This window comes from Rhodococcus sp. H29-C3 (assembly GCF_030063405.1).
GTDB lineage: Bacteria > Actinomycetota > Actinomycetes > Mycobacteriales > Mycobacteriaceae > Rhodococcoides.
Genome location: NZ_JASITC010000011.1, coordinates 10,280 through 29,942 on the forward strand (window position 1 = coordinate 10,280; position 19,663 = coordinate 29,942).

Here is a 19,663-nt window from a genome sequence, read left to right on the forward strand (position 1 = left end):
AGGCGGAAGTTACTGTCGGGGTTCACCTTTGAGCGGCAAGACATGACTGTGAGGCCACCGCTATCGCAGCACTGTAGTGCGCCGACACCGGGATCAGCGATGTGGGAATCGGAATGGAGCGACCGCGATACTGAGACCGGTGGATGCTATCTAGTCGCTACCGGTACTCCGATTGGACCGACGAGTCCGACATGAGCTTCATCCGGGGTGGTCTCCTGTACAGGGGATATAGCCAGAGACCGCGCCATTCCGCGTTCGACGGCGGCAACGAGCTGCGGGCGCAGTTCGGCGGCGGGAACGATGTGGTGCACCGACCCGACGCTCTGCGCACGCTGGATGTTGTGGATCGCCTCGAATTCGGCTGCCACTTCACCGAGTTTGGCGTTGCGGGCGTTCGCTCGCACGGTGGTGAGTTCGACCCGTAGCGACGAGCGGGTGGCGTCGCCGGTGGCGGAGTTCAGTCGAGCTTCGAGTTCCTTGACCTCCGGATCGGCTGCGGTGCGGCCGTTGACGTCGCGGGTGAACACCACTGCCGCTGCCGGGGCGCCGCCCAGTACGGAGGCGAAGGAGCCCTCGACTGCGAGTACTTCCATGTTGTCGTTGAGCGCTCCGGAGAACACCACGAACGCGCCGCCGTGGTAGCGCGAGACCACGCAGAACACCACCGGTCCGTCGAAGTTGACGATGGCGCGGCCGATCTCGGCACCATATTCGAGCTGGATGTTGCGCAGCGATTCCGGTGATCCGTCGAAGCCGGACAGGTTGGCCAGCACCACGATCGGCCGGCTACCGCTGGCGGCGTTGATGGCCCGGGCGGTCTTCTTCGACGAGTTCGGGAACAAAGTTCCCGAGGTCCACTGATCCGGTCCGTCGGAGGGGAACCAACCCTTGCGCGGGATGGCCCGCGATTCGATACCGATGACGCTGACCGGGATGCCGGAGAGGTGAGCGTCGAACACCACGGAGGTATCGGCGTCGGCCATGTCGACCCAGCGCTCGAGCACCGAGTGGTCCTGGTCCACCACGGCGCGCATCACGGTGCGAATGTCGAAGGGCTTCTTGCGGTCCGGGTTGGTGACCGAGGAGAAGATGTCGCCGACGGTGGTGAAGTCGCTCGACGGGTGCACGTGCGGGTAGGTTCGCACGTCACGCTCGGTCGGGTCCGCGGTGGCGGCGCGGCGTGGGAAGCGTTCTCCCGGTGCGGCATACGCGTGATCGTAGTGCGCGAAGAGGATGTCGCACGCGGCCCGCAGGTTCGGTGCCCAGTACTGCGCCTGACCGTTGGGGCCCATGACGCGGTCGTAACCGCCGATACCGAAGTTGTCCTCGGCCGAGACACCGCCCGAGTAGTCCAGGGACTGCTTTCCGGTGAGCACCATCGCACTGTCGGGGGTCATCACCAGGATTCCCTTGGTGTGGGTGAGCATCGTCGCTTCTGCGTTCCAGTACGGCTGCGCGCCGACGTTGATGCCCGCGACGACGATGTTGATCTCACCGCCGGCCTGGGTGAAGGTGATGATGCGACGCAGTCCGCGCGAAACCCAGTCCATGTTCTCGGTGCCCGATTCCATGGAAATCGTTGCACCGGAGGACAATGCAAACCATTCGACGGGGGCGCCGATCTGCTCGGCAAGGTCGATGGCGGCAACGATCCGCGAGCACTCCGCTTCGGCTACTGTGCCCAGGGCCTTGGTCGGGTCACCGAACAGTGCGACGCGAGTGATGCCCTCGGGGTACTTGGCGGTCGGCGTGGTGGCCACACCGACGATGACGCCCGCGGAGTTGCGGCCGTACGGACGATCGACCGGTGCGAGCACGCCGTCGGCATCGAAGTCGTATTCGGTGAACGTTCCGCCGTTGCTGCTCAGCAGCGGAATCAGCTCGTACGGATACACGGTGCCGCGGGCCTGCGAGCGTTGCACCTTCTGGGTGTATTCGTCGAGCGGGCGCATCGGCTCCGTCGGCGGCGGGGTCACCTTCGCGACGATGCCGGCACCGGATCGGTACGACAGCCGCAACGCGACCTCGCGTGGTGTCGCACCGGGTGTTTCGGCCAGTCGGGCGATGAGGGTGATTTCCTCGAGGCCTGCACCGATCGTCAGCGGCGCGATGTGCCGGGCGATGGTGGCGATCCGGTCGGCGGGCACGTTCAGTACCGGCCAGACGTAGAGCACCACGCGGTTGGCGTCGAGGCGCTTCTTGCCGCGTCCGGCCTGGGCCCGGCGGATGCCACCGAGGCAGGCGGCGACGGTGCGCTCGATTTCGGGAACCGCGACGATATTACCGGCGTCGTCCAACTGTGTTGTTACGCCGCGGATCTCGGCCAGGGCAACCAGACGCTCGTCGGACGGGTTGGTCTTCGATGTCAGGTGGAACAGGTAGGTACCTGCGCTGGCGGGCAGGCGAACGCCGTCGAAATTCTTCAGTCGCCACAGGTCGAGTCGCTGACCGGTCAGCGGATGCATGTCCCGGATGATGGTGTCCTCCAGCAGCACGCCTCCATCGCCGTTTGGCCTGAACGTGATTTGGCGTGGGGTTCCAGATCCGAAAACTGTGAACGTGACTCGACGCAATGCTCGCGAGGGCGACCGTTCGAAGATCTTCTGCAGCTCCGCACTGAGCTCGTCGCCGTCGGTCGGAGATTCAGGCCAGAACAGATAGACGTCGGCAACTTGGATCTCAGATGTGTGCTCGACGATCCCGTCCATTGTCGCCAGAGCGGAGTGCACCGTGGACCGGTCGGTGCTCGTAGCAATGACGTTCACGCGCACGCTATTGAGCACGAACGCTCCTGTGACAAATCGATGACTGTCACAATTGAATGCTTCGACGTTCTCGAACTGGTGAATTCCGTAGTACTGAAGGGTGATCGCTTCCAGCATCACTCTTGGATCGACATCGTCACCGAGCAGATCAAACAGAGGCTCTTCGACGTTGCCGATCTCCTGCATGCGGGCCGAGTAGTCGGGGGCGTCGGCATTCTCGGCGAGGTATTGCAGGCTGCCGCGGACGCCGTCGTAGATCTTTTCGCGTGCAGTGCGGATCTGCGGTTCGTCGAACAACCGGAAACGCAGGTTGCGGGCGACGTCGCCGATGACGGGGTACCGGGCCTGGGTGGCACCGATGAGTCGTTCGAGTACCTCGGCCATGGCCTGGGTGGCGTCGGGTTGCTGCGAGCTGTCGCTGAGCCAGTGGCCGAGCAGGGCTGCGATGACCGGTACCTGGTTCTCCATGCGCTGCAGTGCGAGGAAGACGCGGTAGACGGCCTCTTCGAGCTCGGGTGTGCGGCCCTCGTCGATGGCGGCGTCGTAATGGGTGAGCGCGCGAGCGAGCTTGGCGCGGAACGATTCCGGAAGGCCCTGCACGTCCGCGTCGAGGGACTGCATGAACGAGTGGAGGTGCTCGCGGGGGGAGTGGACGCGTTCGTCGCCCGTCTCCTCGTCCATGGTCGGGCGGTTTCGAGAGAGCTCGCAGATGTCGGCGAAGGTACCCAGCAGTGACAGTTCGGCGCTGACCAGTTCGGAATCGTTTCGCGGTACGTCTGCACGGAGAGTTTCGTAGGTGGACAACAGGTTTCGAGCGCGAGCTCCGCTGACGTCGAAGCCGGTGATGAGAGCGGCGAGCTCGTCGAGGCGGTCGAGGGCGCGGCGCTGCGGTGAGCGCTGCGCGGCGTCGTCGATGCCGCGGAACTGCACACGCGGTGCTTGTTCGGAGACCTTCTGTTCGCCGGCTTGGTCGACTCGCAGTAGGGCTGCTCCGGCGTCGACTTGTCCGTTGACCGAGGCGAGTACCTCGCGCACGGTGCCCGCGTACGGGGATCGGACGGCGGTTTCCATCTTCATCGATTCGAGGACGACGAGGGTCTGGCCTGCCTCGACCTCGTCACCGACGGCGACCGGCACGGCGACGACGACCGCGGGAGCGGGCGCACGGACCAGTCCGGCCTCGTCCTGGGAGATCTGGTGGCTGATGCCGTCGACCTCGACGAGGAAGTGCGCGGCTCCGGCGACGGTGACGACCTGGTAGCGGCGGTCACCGATGACCAGGCGGCACTCGTAGGTGCCCAGGCGTTCGACGTCGACCTGCAGCTCGCCGACGCCGTCGCCCCGCAGTCCGTCACTTTCGATGCTGTATCGGTGTGTACCGGTCTGGCCTACCTCGAGCTGGTAGGCCCGGCCCTGGTAGTTCAGCTCGACGGTGCGGCCGATGGCGTGGGTGGCGCGGGGACGGCCGCCGCGGGCGGAGCTGAGGAATGCGGCGCGCTCGCGGCCTTCCTCGGCGTCGTAGGCATCGATGGCGGCGGCGATGATGGCGATGTCGGCGACGGCCGTCGGGCCCACCTGCGAGCCGGCCTCGGTGCGGTCGAGCCAGCCGGTGTCAGCGGAGGCCGAGATGACTTCCTCGCGGTCGAGCAGGCTCAGTAGGAAGGACTTGGTGGTGGTGCCGCCGTCGATGACGACGGTGGTCTCTCTCAGGGCGTTGCGCAAGCGCGCGAGCGCCTCGCTGCGGTCGCGGCCCCAGGCGATGACCTTGGCGACCATCGAGTCGTAATCGGGCGGGATGACGTCGCCCTGTGCGATGCCGGTGTCGACGCGGATGCCGGTGCCGAGGGGGAACTTGAGCAGCTTCACGGTTCCGGGGGCGGGGGCGAAGCCGTTGTCGGCGTCCTCGGCGTTGAGGCGGGCCTCGACGGCGTGACCGAACTCGGTGGGGCACTCGCCGGGCAGTGCCTGACCGTCGGCGACGAGAATCTGCATCTTCACCAGGTCGATGCCGGTGGTGTACTCGGTGATGGGGTGCTCGACCTGAAGTCGGGTGTTGACCTCAAGGAAGGTGAATATCTTCTGCTCGGGTTGGTACAGGTATTCGACGGTGCCCGCGCCCTGGTAGCCGGCCGCCTTGACGAGCTCGGCGGAGGCGGTGCGCAGATGGTCGGCCTGTTCCTGGGTCAGCAGCGGTGAGCTGGACTCTTCGATGACCTTCTGGTTGCGGCGCTGGATCGAGCAGTCGCGCACACCCGGTGCCCAGACGTTGCCGTGGCTGTCGGCGATGACCTGGACCTCGACGTGGCGGGCGTCGGTGACGAGCCGTTCGAGGAAGACGACGGGATCGCCGAACGAGCGCTCGGCTTCGCCCTGGGTGCGTTCGAGGGAGACTTCGAGCTCGTCTTCGCGCCAGACCTTGCGGATTCCGCGGCCACCGCCGCCGGAGCGGGCTTTGATGATCAGGGGGTAGCCAATCGCTGCGGCGTGACGGCGGGCGTCCGCGCGGGTTTCGACGGGGCCACCGGACCACGGGGCGACGGGGACGCCGACCTTCTCGGCGAGGAGCTTGGCCTCGACCTTGTCGCCGAGCAGACGCATCGCGTCGGCGGACGGGCCGATGAACGTGATGTTCAAACGAGCGACGAGGTCTGCGAACGTGGGGTCCTCGGCGACGAAGCCCCAGCCGACCCACACTGCGTCGGCACCCGACTCCACCAGCGCCGCCTCGAGGACGCCGTAGTCGAGATACGCCGAGCCGGTCGCCGGCTTACCCAACGTGACTGCCTCGTCGGCCTGCCGGACGAACATCGCCCGCTTCTCCGCCTCGGTGTGCAGCGCTACGGTGCGGATGCCGTAATCGTGTTCGGCGTTGAGCTCTCGGACGGCTCGGATCAGCCGTACTGCTGCCTCGCCTCGGTTGACTACTGCAATCCGCTTGAACAACTGGGACTCCTTGTTGAACTGAATGGTTGTGACGCCCCCCGGCACTACCCGCTGCGATTCTCCGCCCCCTTATTAAGGATGGCTGACCGAATCGCTACTTGGGGCATTTCAATGTTGCCCACGAACCTGACCCGACCATATTCGGCCACTGATAATGGTTGATCAACAATGTTCATCTATAACTAAGAAAGAGTATCAAAGAAGTTCAAGGCTTTGAGGTGGTATTCGTGAGCCGAGATCCCAAGGCCAATGTTGTGCCCGGCATCCGGGTGTTGTTCAACCGCAACCATCGGCGATGAATCCAGAAGCTCCTGAATCTCCAGCAACGCATCTTTGTCGTGTCGCCACCAACCCTCGTATTCGCCGAAAGTCAACCTAATCGGCACACGAATGTTTTTCGCTAAAGTAGGAAATATCTGAGTCCACCTTGCGGCCTCGGCGATTTCCTGTTCTGGGGGTGTGGCTAGAATATCTTTCAGAGTGAGAAACGTGCCAGGTGGGTACAGCCTCAGAGGGCCCCAGTTTCGATAGTGAGACGAGAAATCGAGCCGCACACCGGGTTCGTATCTGTATCCGCAGCTCGATAGCTCGATGCCGATCAAGTCTCTTAATAAACTCCGAGAGGAAAGCGAAAGAGCCACTTTGCAACCGAAAGAGTGGGCCATCATAATCACGCCAGCTCCGACGTCTCGGTGCTCCAAAAATGAGTTGACACAGGAGGCCAAGGCATCCGCCTGCATTTCAATAGTCGACATGCCATCGGAAAAACTGGATGAGCCACCATAACCTGGTCGATTGACCGAAACAACGTTATACCCTGATTCCGATGCAAACTCCAAAAAAGACTGGCCGGCCAGTGCGCGGTAATCAAAATATCTCGCTGTCATACCTAGGCCATGTACCGCCACGATAGTCGCCCGAGGCGAAGTGGTCGGTGACGCGAACAGCCCTGTGAGGCGGATATCTCCACTTGACAGATCTACGCGTTCGACTCTAGACATTGGTGTCGACCCCGTCATGCGATACACCCGGTACTACAGCCGTAAGGTCATTCTCTTGGGTAGAAAGCAACCAAATGCGGAATCGTCTACTCCAGGTCACCTCGCCTGGACTGATGCGATTTTCCATGGGGACCATACTCTCGTGATATTGCGCAAAAATCGAAAAGGAAGACGGCGGAGCCGAAACTCTTGTCAGTATCTAGGACGCACCCTCAATAGAGCTGAAGGTTTCGACGTGCTGTTTGGCGAGGTTCAGGGTCGCTAGACTATTCGTGCCGAGCGCCTTTCGTACGTAATCCTTTGCAGAATAAATATTCGCAGATTTGCCCAGTGTAGACTGAATTGCATCTTTGTTCAGAATAACTGTATGCTGTGATTTGGCTTCAACGAATCCGTCTTTTTCGGTAAAACTCCAAACTCCCGTATGAAGCTCCAGTAATGCTGGCAATGTGTATTGTTTATACGCAATTCGTCCATTGACTTGCACGCGATACGATTTCGTCGTATGCACCGATCCGTCGTGGCTCCGAGTTTCCATCTCTAGTGATTGCACTCCCTCACTAGGCTCGTCTAGCTTCACGGCTGCTACGTGAGGAAGCCGTTCAGGCCATGAACCCGCATCGTATATGAAATCAAATAGACTGCTGGCATCGCCAGTCACATCTACCGAATCCTCAAACGAAAACAAGCAGTCTGATCTGGCAATATTTTGCTCGACATTTTTCTTCAGTGAAGACAATTCAGATTTGGAGTTCTCGTCTACCGACTGGTCCAGCCAAGCCAGGTTCGATGAGTCCGCCGTCGAGTAGTCGTGCAATAAAGTGACAAGTGACCGTCCGGTCGACAATGGTTTTATTACCCAACTTCCGCCCATATTGACGCCTGAGTCATGTCTGGGCATCTGTCGAAAACTAATTCGCAATCCGGCGGAGTCGATTTGCCGTTGCGAGGTCCAATGCCTAACCTCGCCGACCGCAGTCGCCCATATCTCGATGAACTCAATATTCCCGGACCTCGATAGGCGTTGGGCGTGAATAGTAGGCGGAAATATCTGCGGCCATTTGTTAACGTCTTCAATCAACTCGTAGACTGCCTCGGCTTCAGCATCGACCTCGATGCTGTGCTCCACGTTTCGATGGGTAATTTGATCTGACATTGGAAAGTCCTTTCAGTATCAAGGTGCGTCGTGGCTAGAAATTTCCTAGTCCGCCACAGACGTTGAGGGCTTGTGCTGTGATCGACGATGCAGAGTCGGTTGCGAGGTACCCGACCAGTCCGGCCACCTCGTCCGGGGTTGCGTAACGCCCCATGGGAATCTTGCTGTTGAACTTGGCCAGCACAGCCTCTTCGCTGATATCGTACAACGCCGCGTAGTTGCGCCGGACTTGTTGCGCCATAGGGGTTTCCACATATCCAGGGCACACTGCATTCACGGTAATCCCGGTTGGTGCAAGCTCGTTTCCTAGAGCCTTGGTAAATCCCACAACGCCGTGTTTCGACGCCGAGTAAGGGGCACCGAGCACGACACCCTGTTTGCCGGCTGTGGACGCTATGTTGATGATGCGTCCCCAGGGCTTCGACCGCATTCCCCCGTTGTTCAGCACCGCGTGAGTGAGCCGGAATGTCCCATTCAGATTGGTGTCAACTACGTTGCTCCAAACTTCTTCGCTGAGATCTGCCGTCACCCCTCCCCCGCTGATACCCGCGCTATTGACAAGAATGTCCACTGGGCCGAACGTCGTGACAGCGGAGGAAACAAAATTGGAAACGGAACCGGAATCTCGAACGTCGACTTCCGCACCGTCGATCGAAAAGTCCAGCTGTTGGTACCTTTTTACTTGCTCAGTGACGTTCGTGGTCGATCGAGCGCCGATATAGACACTGGCACCCTGTCGGCCAAAAAGCTCGGCAGTTGCCAAACCTATTCCGCTCGTACCACCAGTAATCAAAACGACTTTGTCCGCGAAATTCATATCGCGGTCCTTTCGTTAAGAGAAGCGGGCTCCAGAGACCGGACAAGCGCGATGAACCCCTCAGGTGTGGAGGCGGCTTGCAGTGCAGTTTCATCCAGCGAGACGCCGTATTCACGCTCGACACGACTCGCTGTCTCCAGTATTGCCAGCGAGTCATATCCAAGCTGGTCGAACTCGACGGCCAAAATATCGTCATCTAGGTTGACGGTCTCGTCGACGCCGGCGCATTCCGTCAGAATTCGCCTGAGGTCGGCGATCGAAAAATCTTGCGGTTCCATTGCATCTCCTTATTAGTGGTGGGTTGTATCAATTTTGGTCAAAATAGCTGCAGAATTGAACCCTCGATAGCCCCTCGATATGACAAGCGCTGTGTTTATTTGCACGTCACGCGGATGGCAGACCAGGTCCATTTCGTAGGCTTCATCAACCTCAACATTGATGGTCGGCGGAATCACGTTATTCGACATCGAGAGTAACGCCGTTGCGATATCGAGTGGTCCGCCGCCTGAATAGAGCCGCCCAGTTGCTGTCTTTGGTGCAGTAACCGCGATTTTATTGCGTCCGAAGACGCTCCCAATCGCGTCGGCTTCCGCTCTGTCGAGTTCGACTACCCCTGCAGCATCGGCAAAAACTACATCGACGTCTGACGCCGCGACATGGGCATCAGCCAGCGCGGTCTGGATCGCATGGATAAGACCATCGGATCTGGCACTACCGGAGTGGTCGAAACTCGAACCGTATCCTGCCAAGACACCGTAGATTTCGGCCCCGCGTGACACCGCATTCTGTTCCGACTCCAGAACAAACAAGGCTCCCCCTTCGCCCGGCACGTGTCCGGTCGCGCGGTGGTCGAACGGAAGATAGGCGGAGTCGGGATCAGCCGCCTCACTGAGTCGGCCACTTGAATACTGCCCAACTAGACCCCAGGCGCACAGAGTGGAGTCGATGGCTCCAGAGAGCATTACATCGGTGCCCTTGCGAATCTGTCTCCGTGCCTGTGCAAGGGCGTCGATCCCACCTGCAGCATCGGATACTAGAACCCCGCTGGGTCCCTTCAACCCGTGCCGAATCGAAATCTGACCTGTATTTACTGCGTAGAACCATGCGAATGACTGATAAGCGCTGACATGTTGGCTACCGTTCCGCCATAAATTCCTCAGTTCGCGTTCAGCGAAGCCGAACCCACCGGCCGTACTTGCCGTCGACACGCCGACGGAGAAGCGGTCCAATTCTGCAAGATTCAACTGTGCGTCCGCTACAGCCCAGTCCGAAGCGACCAAGGATAGCCGCGTGACGCGGTCGGTCTGAGGCTTTAGTCGGCTGGGAAGCAGCGCTTCGGGAGTGAAGTCGCGAATTTCGCCGGCCACATTGACCGGGTACTGCGTAGCGTCGATCGAGGAAATCGGACCCAATCCGCTCTTTCCGACCCTAGTAGCGTCCCAGTATTCCTTGGTGCCAACGCCGGTTGGGGCCAATACTCCGATTCCCGAAATTACTGTTTTAACCATTTTACCCGGTACCTCCAGCCTCAGTCAGCAACATCGCACTCTGGAAACCGCCGAAGCCACTACCAACGGTCAAGGCGCAATTGATGGTGTGGTCACGGGCGGTGATCGGAACGTAGTCCAGGTCGCATAGTGGATCTGCCGTGTGCAGATTGGCCGTCGGAGGTGCAACATTGTGCGCCATAGCTAAGACGGTCGCCGCGATCTCGATCGATCCGATTGCTCCGAGAGAGTGCCCCACCATGGACTTGATCGAACTGACCGGTACTGCGTATGCGTGATCACCGAGGCTTCGCTTGAAGGCAGCGGTTTCGTGCCTGTCATTCTGTTTGGTGCCCGAGCCATGAGCGTTGATGTAGTCGATGTCCTCTGGGTTCACGTTCGCGTCGTCGAGCGCTCGTGTGATCGCTTCCGCCATCTCCAGCCCGTCTGGGCGCAGACCAGTCATATGGAAGGCGTTACTGCGTGTGGCGTATCCCGATATTTCGGCGTAGATGTGTGCTCCCCGTCGCAATGCGGAGTCGTAGCTCTCCAAAATGAACATCGCAGCGCCTTCTCCAAGCACGAACCCACTACGTGTGTCATCGAAGGGACGGGACGCGGTGGCCGGGTCCTCGCGTTGGGGTGTAGTTGCTTTGATTGCGTCAAAGCATGCCATTGTGATTGGAGATATCGGCGCATCTGAAGCTCCACTGACCATGATGTCCGCGGATCCCTCGCGGATAAGTTCGACTGCGTAGCCGACCGAGTCCAAGCCCGAGGTGCACCCGGCAGATACCACCGTTGATGGCCCACGCGCGCCGACTGTCTCCGCGACCTCGGCCGCGAAGGAGCTTGGTACGAAATAGTCGTAGAAGAAGGGATCAGCATATCGGTGGTCCGCGGCATCGAGCGTTCCTGAATCAGTTTGTATTCGGTATTCCTGGTCCAGCCGCATCGTGGCACCGACCGCGCTTCCCACTGCGACGCCGACTCGGAAGGGGTCTATTAGTGAGGTGTCCAGTCCACTGTCCGCAAGTGCTTGACGCGCAGTGAGCACTGCAAGTTGCGCTGCACGGTCCATTCGTCTTATTTCACGGGGCGTTAGCCCGAGATCCTCCGCTGAGAAGTCAATTTCTGCCGCAACTTGCGAACGAAATGGGCTCGGATCGAAGAACGAGATGCGTCGAGTTGTAGTCCGGCCAGAGGACAACAAGTCCCAAAATGCTGACACGCCAACGCCGCCGGGTGCCATGACTCCTATTCCGGTTATTACAACTCTTCGCCTACTCAAAAGATTCTCCTTGCGTGTGGGTGAATCGGAAGATTCTCGTACGGGCCACGGTGAGATCTGATCGACAAGCTTGCATGCGGCTGGCCGCCACCGCACCCTGACGGTCCTATGTACACGGATGGAAACGCCCGACAGTTCTGGGGACTTTCAGCAATGATCGGCTCCAGTTGGCTCGTTAGTGGAGGCTCGCTGGAAGGCTGAATTGGAGGAAGCGGTTTCTGTCTGAATCATTGTGCGCATGCGCAAGTGCCAAGCGCAATTTTTAGTACGTCAAATATTTGTCAAGTTTATGCAGTCGCCGGATAGGAGCTTCGGTGCGAGAGATCTGCTCAGGTGGTAATAGGGCCAAAGACGTTGCGGGCCTATGAGCTGGTGCCGCAGGCCTGGCTGTACGTTCGATAACGGTCGTAGAATTGTCAAATAGCCCGGCAAATACTTAACGCAATACTTGCCAAAATCTCACGATTATCACACCATCTCCATCCGCAGTAGGGGGTACGCTACTTTCGGTCAGGTTTGCTCGGGAGAGGAGTTCTAATGAAATGTAATGTGAGAATCCTGAAAGACGCAGGCGACGATTGCAGGGCCGATTCAACGGCCTTTCGCAGGCAAAAATTTTCGTACCACGACTTAACGATTTCCGTTGTTGATTCGGATAAGGACGCCGCAGATGACGTTGGCTTCGGAATCGCGGAACGTTTCTACCTATGGAACGGTAAGGAGGAAACTGAAACTGCAAGCGCAATCAGATCTGGGCTTTGGCACACGACTATGGTCGTGAACAGGATGACGCCAGGCGATGCGAGCCGTATTGCTGAGTTGTTTGCTGAACTGGACACGACTGACTTTCCCGAAAAAATGGGCACACGCCGGCGGCAACTCTGGCACTACAATGACGTCTATTTCCATCTTCAAGACTTTGAGCAAGCAGCGGGCACCGAGGTGATAAATCAAGCTTGGCGTGACTCCGACTCGCGGTTTATTAAAATTTGTGATGACCTCGAATCGTACATCCGTCGCTACGATCCTGAAACGTGGGCTAGGCCAGCGGACTCTATTGCGAAGAGGATAGAAACCGAGACGCCGTATGCCTGAAAGCTTGAGCACATCGGAGAACCGCTTCATCGGGGTGTGGCATTTAAGGAAATTTCTTGAGTCGTCTCAAAAGGAACTCGATGCCGAAGTGGGCGCGGTTGAAGAGGCGACCGGCCTTCTGATCTATACCTACGACGGATTCGTCTCCGTAAGCATGCTCCATCCTGCACTTGGGTTCATGGGATATTCAGGGCGGTGGGAGGTAGACGGGAGCGTTGTTTTGAACCATATAGACGTATGCTCGCGCGCAGATTGGATAGGTCAGACGCAGCGCAGAGAGATGAACGTCGACGGCATGGTCCTGACTGTCAGTGCGCATCGGACTGAGGATGATGGGTCGACGATTGATAGGACCCTTGTATGGGAGCGGTCAAGTAGAGAGCGGTGACTATATAAAATCGCCCAGGGGAATCTGGTCAATCTCGGCCGCCATCACACTCTGTCCGAGATGGTATGTCATCGGAACTATGCGTGCGCAGGTAGAGGAATCCGTCGTGGTTCACCCATTTTGAAGCCAATTCCACGAACTGTAATTATCCAGTCTGGGCTTCCGAGCTTGCCTCGCACGGCACTGACATGTGTGTCGAGAGTACGTTGAGACCATGTAACACCCCACACTTCTCGTAGAAGAGTTTCACGGGTCAAAACATGCGTTGGATTCGATGCTAACAACCGCAGTATGTCGAATTCCTTCCTCGTCAGCTTTATCTCTTGATCCGCAACATGAATCTGCCGTCCACTTAAGTCGATTGTCAGACTATCGTGAGTAATTGTATTTTCAATATCTCGGGTGTGCGTATCCTGCGCACGCCGGATCCGAGCCGATATCCGGGCCATTACTTCGAGCGTGCTTATCGGTCTGACCAAGTAGTCATCGGCACCTGCCTGCAGTCCCAAAATGCAATCCATCTCGGAAGCGCTACTTGTAGTCAACAAGATCGGTATTCGCGTTCGACTTCGAATCTCAGTGCAAACATGTAGGCTGTGTGCATCGGTAAATTTCATGTCCAGGATTATGGCGTCAGCGTGCTCCGTTGCATCCAAGGCCTCCTCCAATGTGGCGGCCGTAATTACCGTGTTGCCGCACCTGGAAAGATCGAGTGAAAATTTTGTCCTGTCCTCGGACTCGTCTTGAGCGAGCAGGATCCTGCTGTGGCGTATCCACGAGCCCGAGGTGGTTGAGCCCGGGTAGTCTCCAGTGCTTTCTCCACATTCGGGTACCAAACTAATTTCACTCACGACATCACCAATCACTAGGCGTAACTTTTGACAGAACTGCTTAGTTGGATCAATGCAGTTCAGGTGATTCTTCTATTGCGGTGGGTGCTGCAGTTTGCCCCTTATCTGCGAAGGCTGGCCGAGCTACGATTATGTGGCTAATGCTTTGGGACCAGTTTGCTCAGGTGTAGACCTGCGGCCTCGATCAAGTCGACGGAGGGCAGGGCACCGTTGGTGATCATGTTGATAGCGAATCGGTTGATTCCTTGGCTGACCACCTCCTTGTTCAGCCGCTCAGTGACCTCCTCGGGTGATCCCACAAACTGTCGTTCAGTAAGCTCTTTCCGTTTTTCTGATTCCACCTCGTCGATATCTATTCCTCGAAGGGCGAAAAACTCACGCTGGACGGTCCTGGCGCGATCCCCATCGGTGTCGATAATCAGAGGCACAGCAAAGCTCTTGTGTAATTTGTCGTAGTCACGATCTGCTTCGTCGCAGCGTTTTCGCAACGCATCCAGTTTTCTTGGTAGGTCGCTTGGATTGCAGATGATATTGACGTGGTCGGCATATTTTGCGGCCAACCCGAAGAGCTTTTTTTCGCCCGAGCCGCCCAATAGCAATGGCAAGTTGTTCCGAATTCTGGGCTCGTTCGCGGCCGCGGTGGTCTGATACCACTCGCCACGAACTGTTGGTCTGTCCCCGCGGAGCATTGGAACGACAATCTGGAGCGCTTCGCTCAATCGGTCGAATCGCTCGCTGACTGTGCCGAACTCGATCCCATACGAGTCGTGCTCCGGCTGATACCAGCCCGCCCCGAGTCCCAGGATCGCGCGTCCCCCACTGACGACGTCGAGGCTAGTGATCATCTTGGCCAACAACGCTGGGTGCCGGAATGTATTGCTGGTTACCATGGTGGCTACTTTGATCGACTTCGTCCTCGTAGCAAGTGCGGCTAAGGTAACGTATGGTTCAAGAGTCGTATACCCCTGGTCCAGTGAAGAGCCTGATTGCCCAATGAAGTTTGGTTGCTCGAAGTGATCCATCATGGTGACAAGATCGAAGCCTGACCTTTCGGCGGTCTCAACTTGGGAGACGATCGCATTGAAGAGCGTGTCAGGAGCAGCGGATACTGCGAAAAATGGAATATGGTAGGCGAGACTGAAGCTCATGGCACCAAACCTGGATTGATGGGGTTCGCCTGGAAGGCCGATCTAGCTTCGTGAACCCAGTCGGCGAAGCTTATTGGTGCAGTACCGGTTAATGTTTCCACATCGGTGCTGGCCGTAGGCGGGTTATCGATAGTCGATCGGAGACCGTTCAGGATCGAGTCGACTAGGCCGGGGACTGAAGTACCGTACTCGGCCTCCACTTGGCGTCGTGCGTCGTCGTCGACGAGGTCTTCTACCTCGATAGGTGTACCTACTATCCGGCTTATCGTGTCGATCTGATCTCGTTGAGTAAGTGCGTGTGGGCCGGTGACGCGAAATGCATCGCAGACGTTGGTGTCCAATAGTAGCGACACCGCGACGGCCGCAACATCGTGCGGATGCACTGGCACTGAGGTTGCTTGTGCATAGGCGATGGATGCGCGGCCGGATCTTTGGATTGGGTCAGACCAGCGCAAAGCATTTGTTGCAAACCCATCTGGACGGATAATTGCAAAGTCGATACCTGAATCTTCGACTTCGGACTCAAGTTTTCGATGCATCTGCGCAATGGGGTTTGTGTCAGAACTCTGTGCGAGCACGGCCGCTGAAGATAGCAAGATCAACCGTCGGACAGAGCTGCGGCGGGCGGCCTCGAGGAAACCCTCCAACCCCGAGAAGTTCGGGAAGACGAATGCGGAATCTATACCGTCGAATACTCCGTCGTAGCTGCTGGCATCTTCAGATAGATCTATACGGGTGCTCTCCACGCCCTCGGGCAGTGCAAGCTGATCCGGCTGGCGAGACGCGGCTACAGTGCGGACGTTTCGGCTGTGCAAGATGTCGACGATCTGTGTGCCGACTTTTCCGGATGCACCTGTTACTAGAACTGACACGTCAGCCTTTCGGTCGAACGGGTGAGATTACATTAAGAAGCTTTCAGGACGCGGTTACGGCCTGTGGCACGTGGAGCCCTAATCGAAGCAAGGCCTTGTCAAGGTCGCCATCGGCTGAGGTCCATGCAATGTACCCGTCCGGCCGTACCAGAACGGCGTCTGAGCTGAGTTCGCCTTCCTCGCCGACAACGCGAACAACGGTATGGTAGGGAGTACTGATCCGGAGGTCGTTCGCGTGAGTCAACAGCACAAAGTGCCCTGTTACGAATAGCGAACTGGCCCAGTGTTCGTCATCGAGTTTGAAATCCACGAGCCTGGTCCCGCTGGCGCTATCGGGATCGTCGTGATAGCCGACGGAAAGTCCAGATATCGCGCCCCCGAGGTACCTGTTCACCTGAGGAATTCGCATTAGATCGGCAAACAGGTCGCGTAGAGCCTCGTGTTCAGAGCCCTTCTGGCCTAGTGCGACTTGAGCACGCGTGTTCCGCATGACTGCCGCACCCACTGGATGACGCTCGGTGTGATACGTGTCGAGCAGGGTGTCCGAAGCTCTGCCCATCAGTACTGATGCTAGTTTCCAACCAAGGTTGAAGGCGTCCTGGAGGCCAGTATTTAGACCCTGTCCGCCCAGGGGTAGATGAATATGGGCGGCGTCGCCCGCTAGGAAAACGCGGCCTATCTTATACCGATCGACGAGCCGTGACGCGTCGCTGAAGCGCGATCCCCAGATTACATCTTCAATCTCGACATCGGTGCCGTAGAAATCGTGAATGACCTGCACAACCTCTTCCGCGGGAACTGGTGCGCGAGGATCGCCAATCTTCTGCCCATGTACGCTGTAGAAAATACGAAACGTCATATCACCATCTACGCCAATCGGAAAGATATTGGCAAATGATGTGTCCTGGCGCATTACCGGTGTGCCCTTGCTGTCCCACTGTGGGTTTATCGAATTACCGAGACCGCTTAGCGTGACGTCGGCCACGGTGCCGAACCATCGCGCATCCAGTCCTGGGAAGTCAACATCAAGTAGTTTCCGGATTGTGCTGCGCCCGCCATCGGCCGCAACAAGGTACTTGCTGGTCAGCACTCCTTGGTTCGTGGTGATACTAATCGAGTCTGGATCTTGGACGATGTCGACAACTTCGGTAGCCCACCGAATTGTGACGCCATTATTCTCGAGATGTTTTTCAAGAAGGTTCTCAACCTCGGCTTGCGGAATACCAACTTGGTAAGGGTAGCGGGACGACCAACCGTCTAGTGCGACATCCACTGGCATGTGTGCAAAGTGTGTGGTGCCTATCTTCGCCCGTGCTTGTTTTTGGGCGGCATCGAGTATTCCTCGTAGCTCCAGCACCTCGGCCGTGCGGGGGTGCAGGTTCAGCGCGCGGCTCTGCCCAGTCCTCGCAGGCAATTTGTCGATGATAATGACACTCGCACCGCCGAGGGCTACCTCGTATGCGGTTAGCAGCCCGGTGGGTCCAGCTCCAACTATGACTACGTCCGCGTCCATGTCAGTCCCCTCGCTCGTGTGAACACTGTTCAGTCACTGAACAGTGTACAGACCTTTCTGTCTCACCACCAGTCGAAGGTTGTCCCGACGGACCAGCGGCCTAGTTCGGTCCGAATGGTTTCGATGTTCAGATCTGCGTTTGCAGCTTGCAAGGCTATGGTCGAGGTCTGATTGTGCGACATCAAGAAGCAATTGATTCGACCTTGGGGAGCTGGCGCGGCTGTTACGGTGCGAAAGAGCACGGATTCGACCGGACCGAACGCTTCGGCGCAAGAGGCAGGCATAATCCCTAGGTTCGAGAACGCTAGATCGCTGGGAGGATATCCCGTGAGGTGAGCACGGGCAGACTTGTGGTGAAGCGCGTTCGTTATTCGATTCTGGACCGGATTTAGATTTGTGATCCTTCCTACGCTGCCAATTGATAGCTCTATTTGTGCCATACCTATCAAGTTGGCCGATGTGTAATCCCGGATACTCCTCAGGCTGACTGGTATTGCTACCGTGAAATCACGTACCGCGTGCTGGGATGGGCGTGATGCGGCCAATACGTTAGCGGTCACCGAAACGAGAAGGCTGGACAAAGACCCGGCATGTGCTTTTGCAGCCCGCAGTAATTCTTCTCTGTCCACTGACACTGCAGCACGCGAAAAGCTGTGGCGACTTGCATCGTCGCTAGTGCTGGTTGTCAGGGCCACCTGATGCGTCGACAGCGGTGCCGGTGACGAAATCAGATTTTGAGCCGCGCACCACAAGTCACCGATTTGGGTCGGCTTCTTTGGTGGAGCAGTGTGTACGTCCTGCGTGGCAAGGAGGATGGCAGCGAGGAGGCCCTGTCCATCGGTCAGGGCGTGGGAGGCTGTAAGTGAAATGGCAGACCCTCCGCCAGCGAGGTCGATCGAGTCCAGTCGCCAACCCCGACCTGAATCGGTGTCAAGTTTCTGGGTGCAGACATCGTCGGCCCACCGGCCGAGTTGATCCCTCGCGATCGGCTGTTCGGGGGTGCGGCTCGGCACGAACTCGACGCCTTCCGTCCAGTATGGGGTGGCGGAGGTAAGTGACGGTTGTGCGACCGCACGTCGGAGAGGGCCGTTGTTGAGTGCTGAGCAAAATGACGCTATCTGCCTGGGAGGTACTCGATCTGTCGTGCCCCAGAGGATTTGAATAGGCGGGTTCTTTCCCGACGCCCGCATCACTAAATCGCTAGGCGTGAGTCGAGAAACGGACGCGCTGGTAGTCATCCGTTACCGATCCCATGTAACACGTAGCTCAGCAGGCCCAAAGAATTGGCCAAAGTACCGGAAGGATATTTCGTCGAGGCTGTCGTACAGACGAAGTGACGGAGACTGATGGATGATGCTGCTGAGGACCTCTTCAAGTTCGATACGGACAAGATTTTGGCCCAGGCATTGATGGGCACCGAATCCAAATGCTATATGACGGTGCGCTGGCTTCCTGGCTATATCGAACGTGTCTGGTTCGTCGTAGTACGCTCCATCCCGGTTGGCAGGTAGGGTTGGAATTACCATACCTTCGCCCGACTTGATCACGTATCCATCCAGCTCCACGTCATCGACCGCAAGTCGCAGCGGCCCGGTGTCGGTAATTGATAGGAAGCGAAGCAGCTCTTCAACAGCGCTGGGTATCAATCTCGGATTTCGCCGCAAAGCTTCGAACTGTTCTGGGTGCTCGCTGAGGGTAATTAGGGAGAGTGAGATCATCGCTGAACTCGATGCGTGCCCAGCAACCTGAAGCAACTGGATTACGCTGGCGATTTCGAAGGAATCCACTGCACCTTTTCTATCGGTGGAATCCGATATCAGCCGGCTGAGAAGGTCGTCGGATGGCGCTTTTGCTTTGGCGGCGACCACATCGCTTAGATGGGCGTGTAGGCGGTCGGATGCGATGCGTTGTTCTTCCTCGGTATCGGTTCCGTGGAGCATCTCCTGCGTATTCCGCTCTACTTGAATCAAGTCGGTCTCCGGTATTCCTGTCAGCTTGCTGAGAATCTGGTTGGGAATGGCGTTGGAGAAGTGTTCGACGAAATCGGCAGGCGGATCCTGATCAAGTAGATCGTTCATTGCCTCGCGGACAATAGACGAGATGATTGGGCGAAATGCCGTCATTTTTCGTATCGAAAACTCGCCAATCAATCGTCGCCTTGCGGCTGCGTGTTCATCTCCATCCATATTTACCAGGAAAGGAGAAAAATAGCTCAAAGCTTTTAATCCCCGAGGAGACAGCTCAGGAAAACCTGGTCGAAGTTTCTCGGAACTAAACCTACGATCTGCAAGGACGAGTCGCGCTAACCGTCCAGACGTGACTAGCCACGCAAGCCG

The 19,663-nt window shown here is 57.8% G+C and carries 13 protein-coding genes and 1 pseudogene; 2 read left to right on the plus strand and 12 right to left on the minus strand.

From position 1 onward, the window contains the following. Window positions 1–230: 230 nt before the first annotated feature. The 7 genes and pseudogenes from QMK32_RS19675 to QMK32_RS19705 all read right to left on the minus strand — a co-directional run. Window positions 231–5,708, minus strand: a pseudogene (locus QMK32_RS19675) (ATP-binding protein); the annotation flags it as partial. Window positions 5,709–5,890: 182 nt separating this feature from the next. After that, window positions 5,891–6,727 carry an alpha/beta hydrolase gene (locus tag QMK32_RS19680; RefSeq protein ID WP_349307581.1) on the minus strand — a complete coding sequence of 279 codons (837 nt, stop codon included), beginning with the start codon at window positions 6,725–6,727 and terminating at the stop codon, window positions 5,891–5,893. 181 nt (window positions 6,728–6,908) lie between these two features. Then, a complete protein-coding gene (locus QMK32_RS19685) occupies window positions 6,909–7,865 on the minus strand; it encodes an aromatase/cyclase (RefSeq protein WP_283476909.1) in 957 nt (318 codons plus the stop codon). 34 nt (window positions 7,866–7,899) lie between these two features. Further along, window positions 7,900–8,682: an SDR family NAD(P)-dependent oxidoreductase gene (locus tag QMK32_RS19690; protein ID WP_283476910.1), complete on the minus strand. Its 783-nt coding sequence runs from the start codon at window positions 8,680–8,682 to the stop codon at window positions 7,900–7,902. Then, complete coding sequence (locus QMK32_RS19695) at window positions 8,679–8,960, minus strand: acyl carrier protein (protein WP_283476912.1); 282 nt, start codon at window positions 8,958–8,960, stop codon at window positions 8,679–8,681. Before QMK32_RS19695 ends, QMK32_RS19690 begins: the two co-directional genes overlap by 4 nt. A 12-nt stretch (window positions 8,961–8,972) precedes the next feature. Next, entirely contained in the window at window positions 8,973–10,190 is a 1,218-nt protein-coding gene (locus tag QMK32_RS19700) for a ketosynthase chain-length factor (protein WP_283476913.1), read from the minus strand. Between the two features lies 1 nt (window position 10,191). Then, window positions 10,192–11,460 (minus strand): beta-ketoacyl-[acyl-carrier-protein] synthase family protein, encoded by a 1,269-nt coding sequence (locus tag QMK32_RS19705; RefSeq protein ID WP_283476914.1) that lies wholly within the window; start codon window positions 11,458–11,460, stop codon window positions 10,192–10,194. A gap of 549 nt (window positions 11,461–12,009) precedes the next feature. Between QMK32_RS19705 and QMK32_RS19710 the strand changes: the two genes are divergently transcribed. Further along, entirely contained in the window at window positions 12,010–12,555 is a 546-nt protein-coding gene (locus QMK32_RS19710; protein ID WP_283476915.1) for a TcmI family type II polyketide cyclase, read from the plus strand. Window positions 12,556–12,559: 4 nt separating this feature from the next. After that, complete coding sequence (locus QMK32_RS19715; RefSeq protein ID WP_283476917.1) at window positions 12,560–12,943, plus strand: lipocalin-like domain-containing protein; 384 nt, start codon at window positions 12,560–12,562, stop codon at window positions 12,941–12,943. A 77-nt stretch (window positions 12,944–13,020) separates the two neighbouring features. Here the strand turns inward: QMK32_RS19715 and QMK32_RS25420 are convergent, their stop codons facing one another. The 5 genes from QMK32_RS25420 to QMK32_RS19735 form a co-directional block, all read right to left on the minus strand. Continuing rightward, entirely contained in the window at window positions 13,021–13,809 is a 789-nt protein-coding gene (locus tag QMK32_RS25420; protein ID WP_502943707.1) for a response regulator transcription factor, read from the minus strand. 122 nt (window positions 13,810–13,931) lie between these two features. Continuing rightward, window positions 13,932–14,942: a TIGR03560 family F420-dependent LLM class oxidoreductase gene (locus tag QMK32_RS19720; RefSeq protein WP_283476918.1), complete on the minus strand. Its 1,011-nt coding sequence runs from the start codon at window positions 14,940–14,942 to the stop codon at window positions 13,932–13,934. After that, window positions 14,939–15,814, minus strand: a complete 876-nt coding sequence (locus tag QMK32_RS19725) for an NAD(P)H-binding protein (RefSeq protein WP_283476920.1) — start codon at window positions 15,812–15,814, stop codon at window positions 14,939–14,941. The genes QMK32_RS19720 and QMK32_RS19725 overlap by 4 nt, the downstream gene beginning before the upstream one ends. Window positions 15,815–15,857: 43 nt before the next feature. Further along, complete coding sequence (locus QMK32_RS19730; protein WP_283476921.1) at window positions 15,858–17,327, minus strand: FAD-dependent monooxygenase; 1,470 nt, start codon at window positions 17,325–17,327, stop codon at window positions 15,858–15,860. A gap of 1,241 nt (window positions 17,328–18,568) precedes the next feature. Beyond that, window positions 18,569–19,543, minus strand: coding sequence for a cytochrome P450 (locus tag QMK32_RS19735; protein ID WP_283476922.1), 975 nt, complete (start codon window positions 19,541–19,543; stop codon window positions 18,569–18,571). Between the last annotated feature and the right edge of the window lie 120 nt (window positions 19,544–19,663).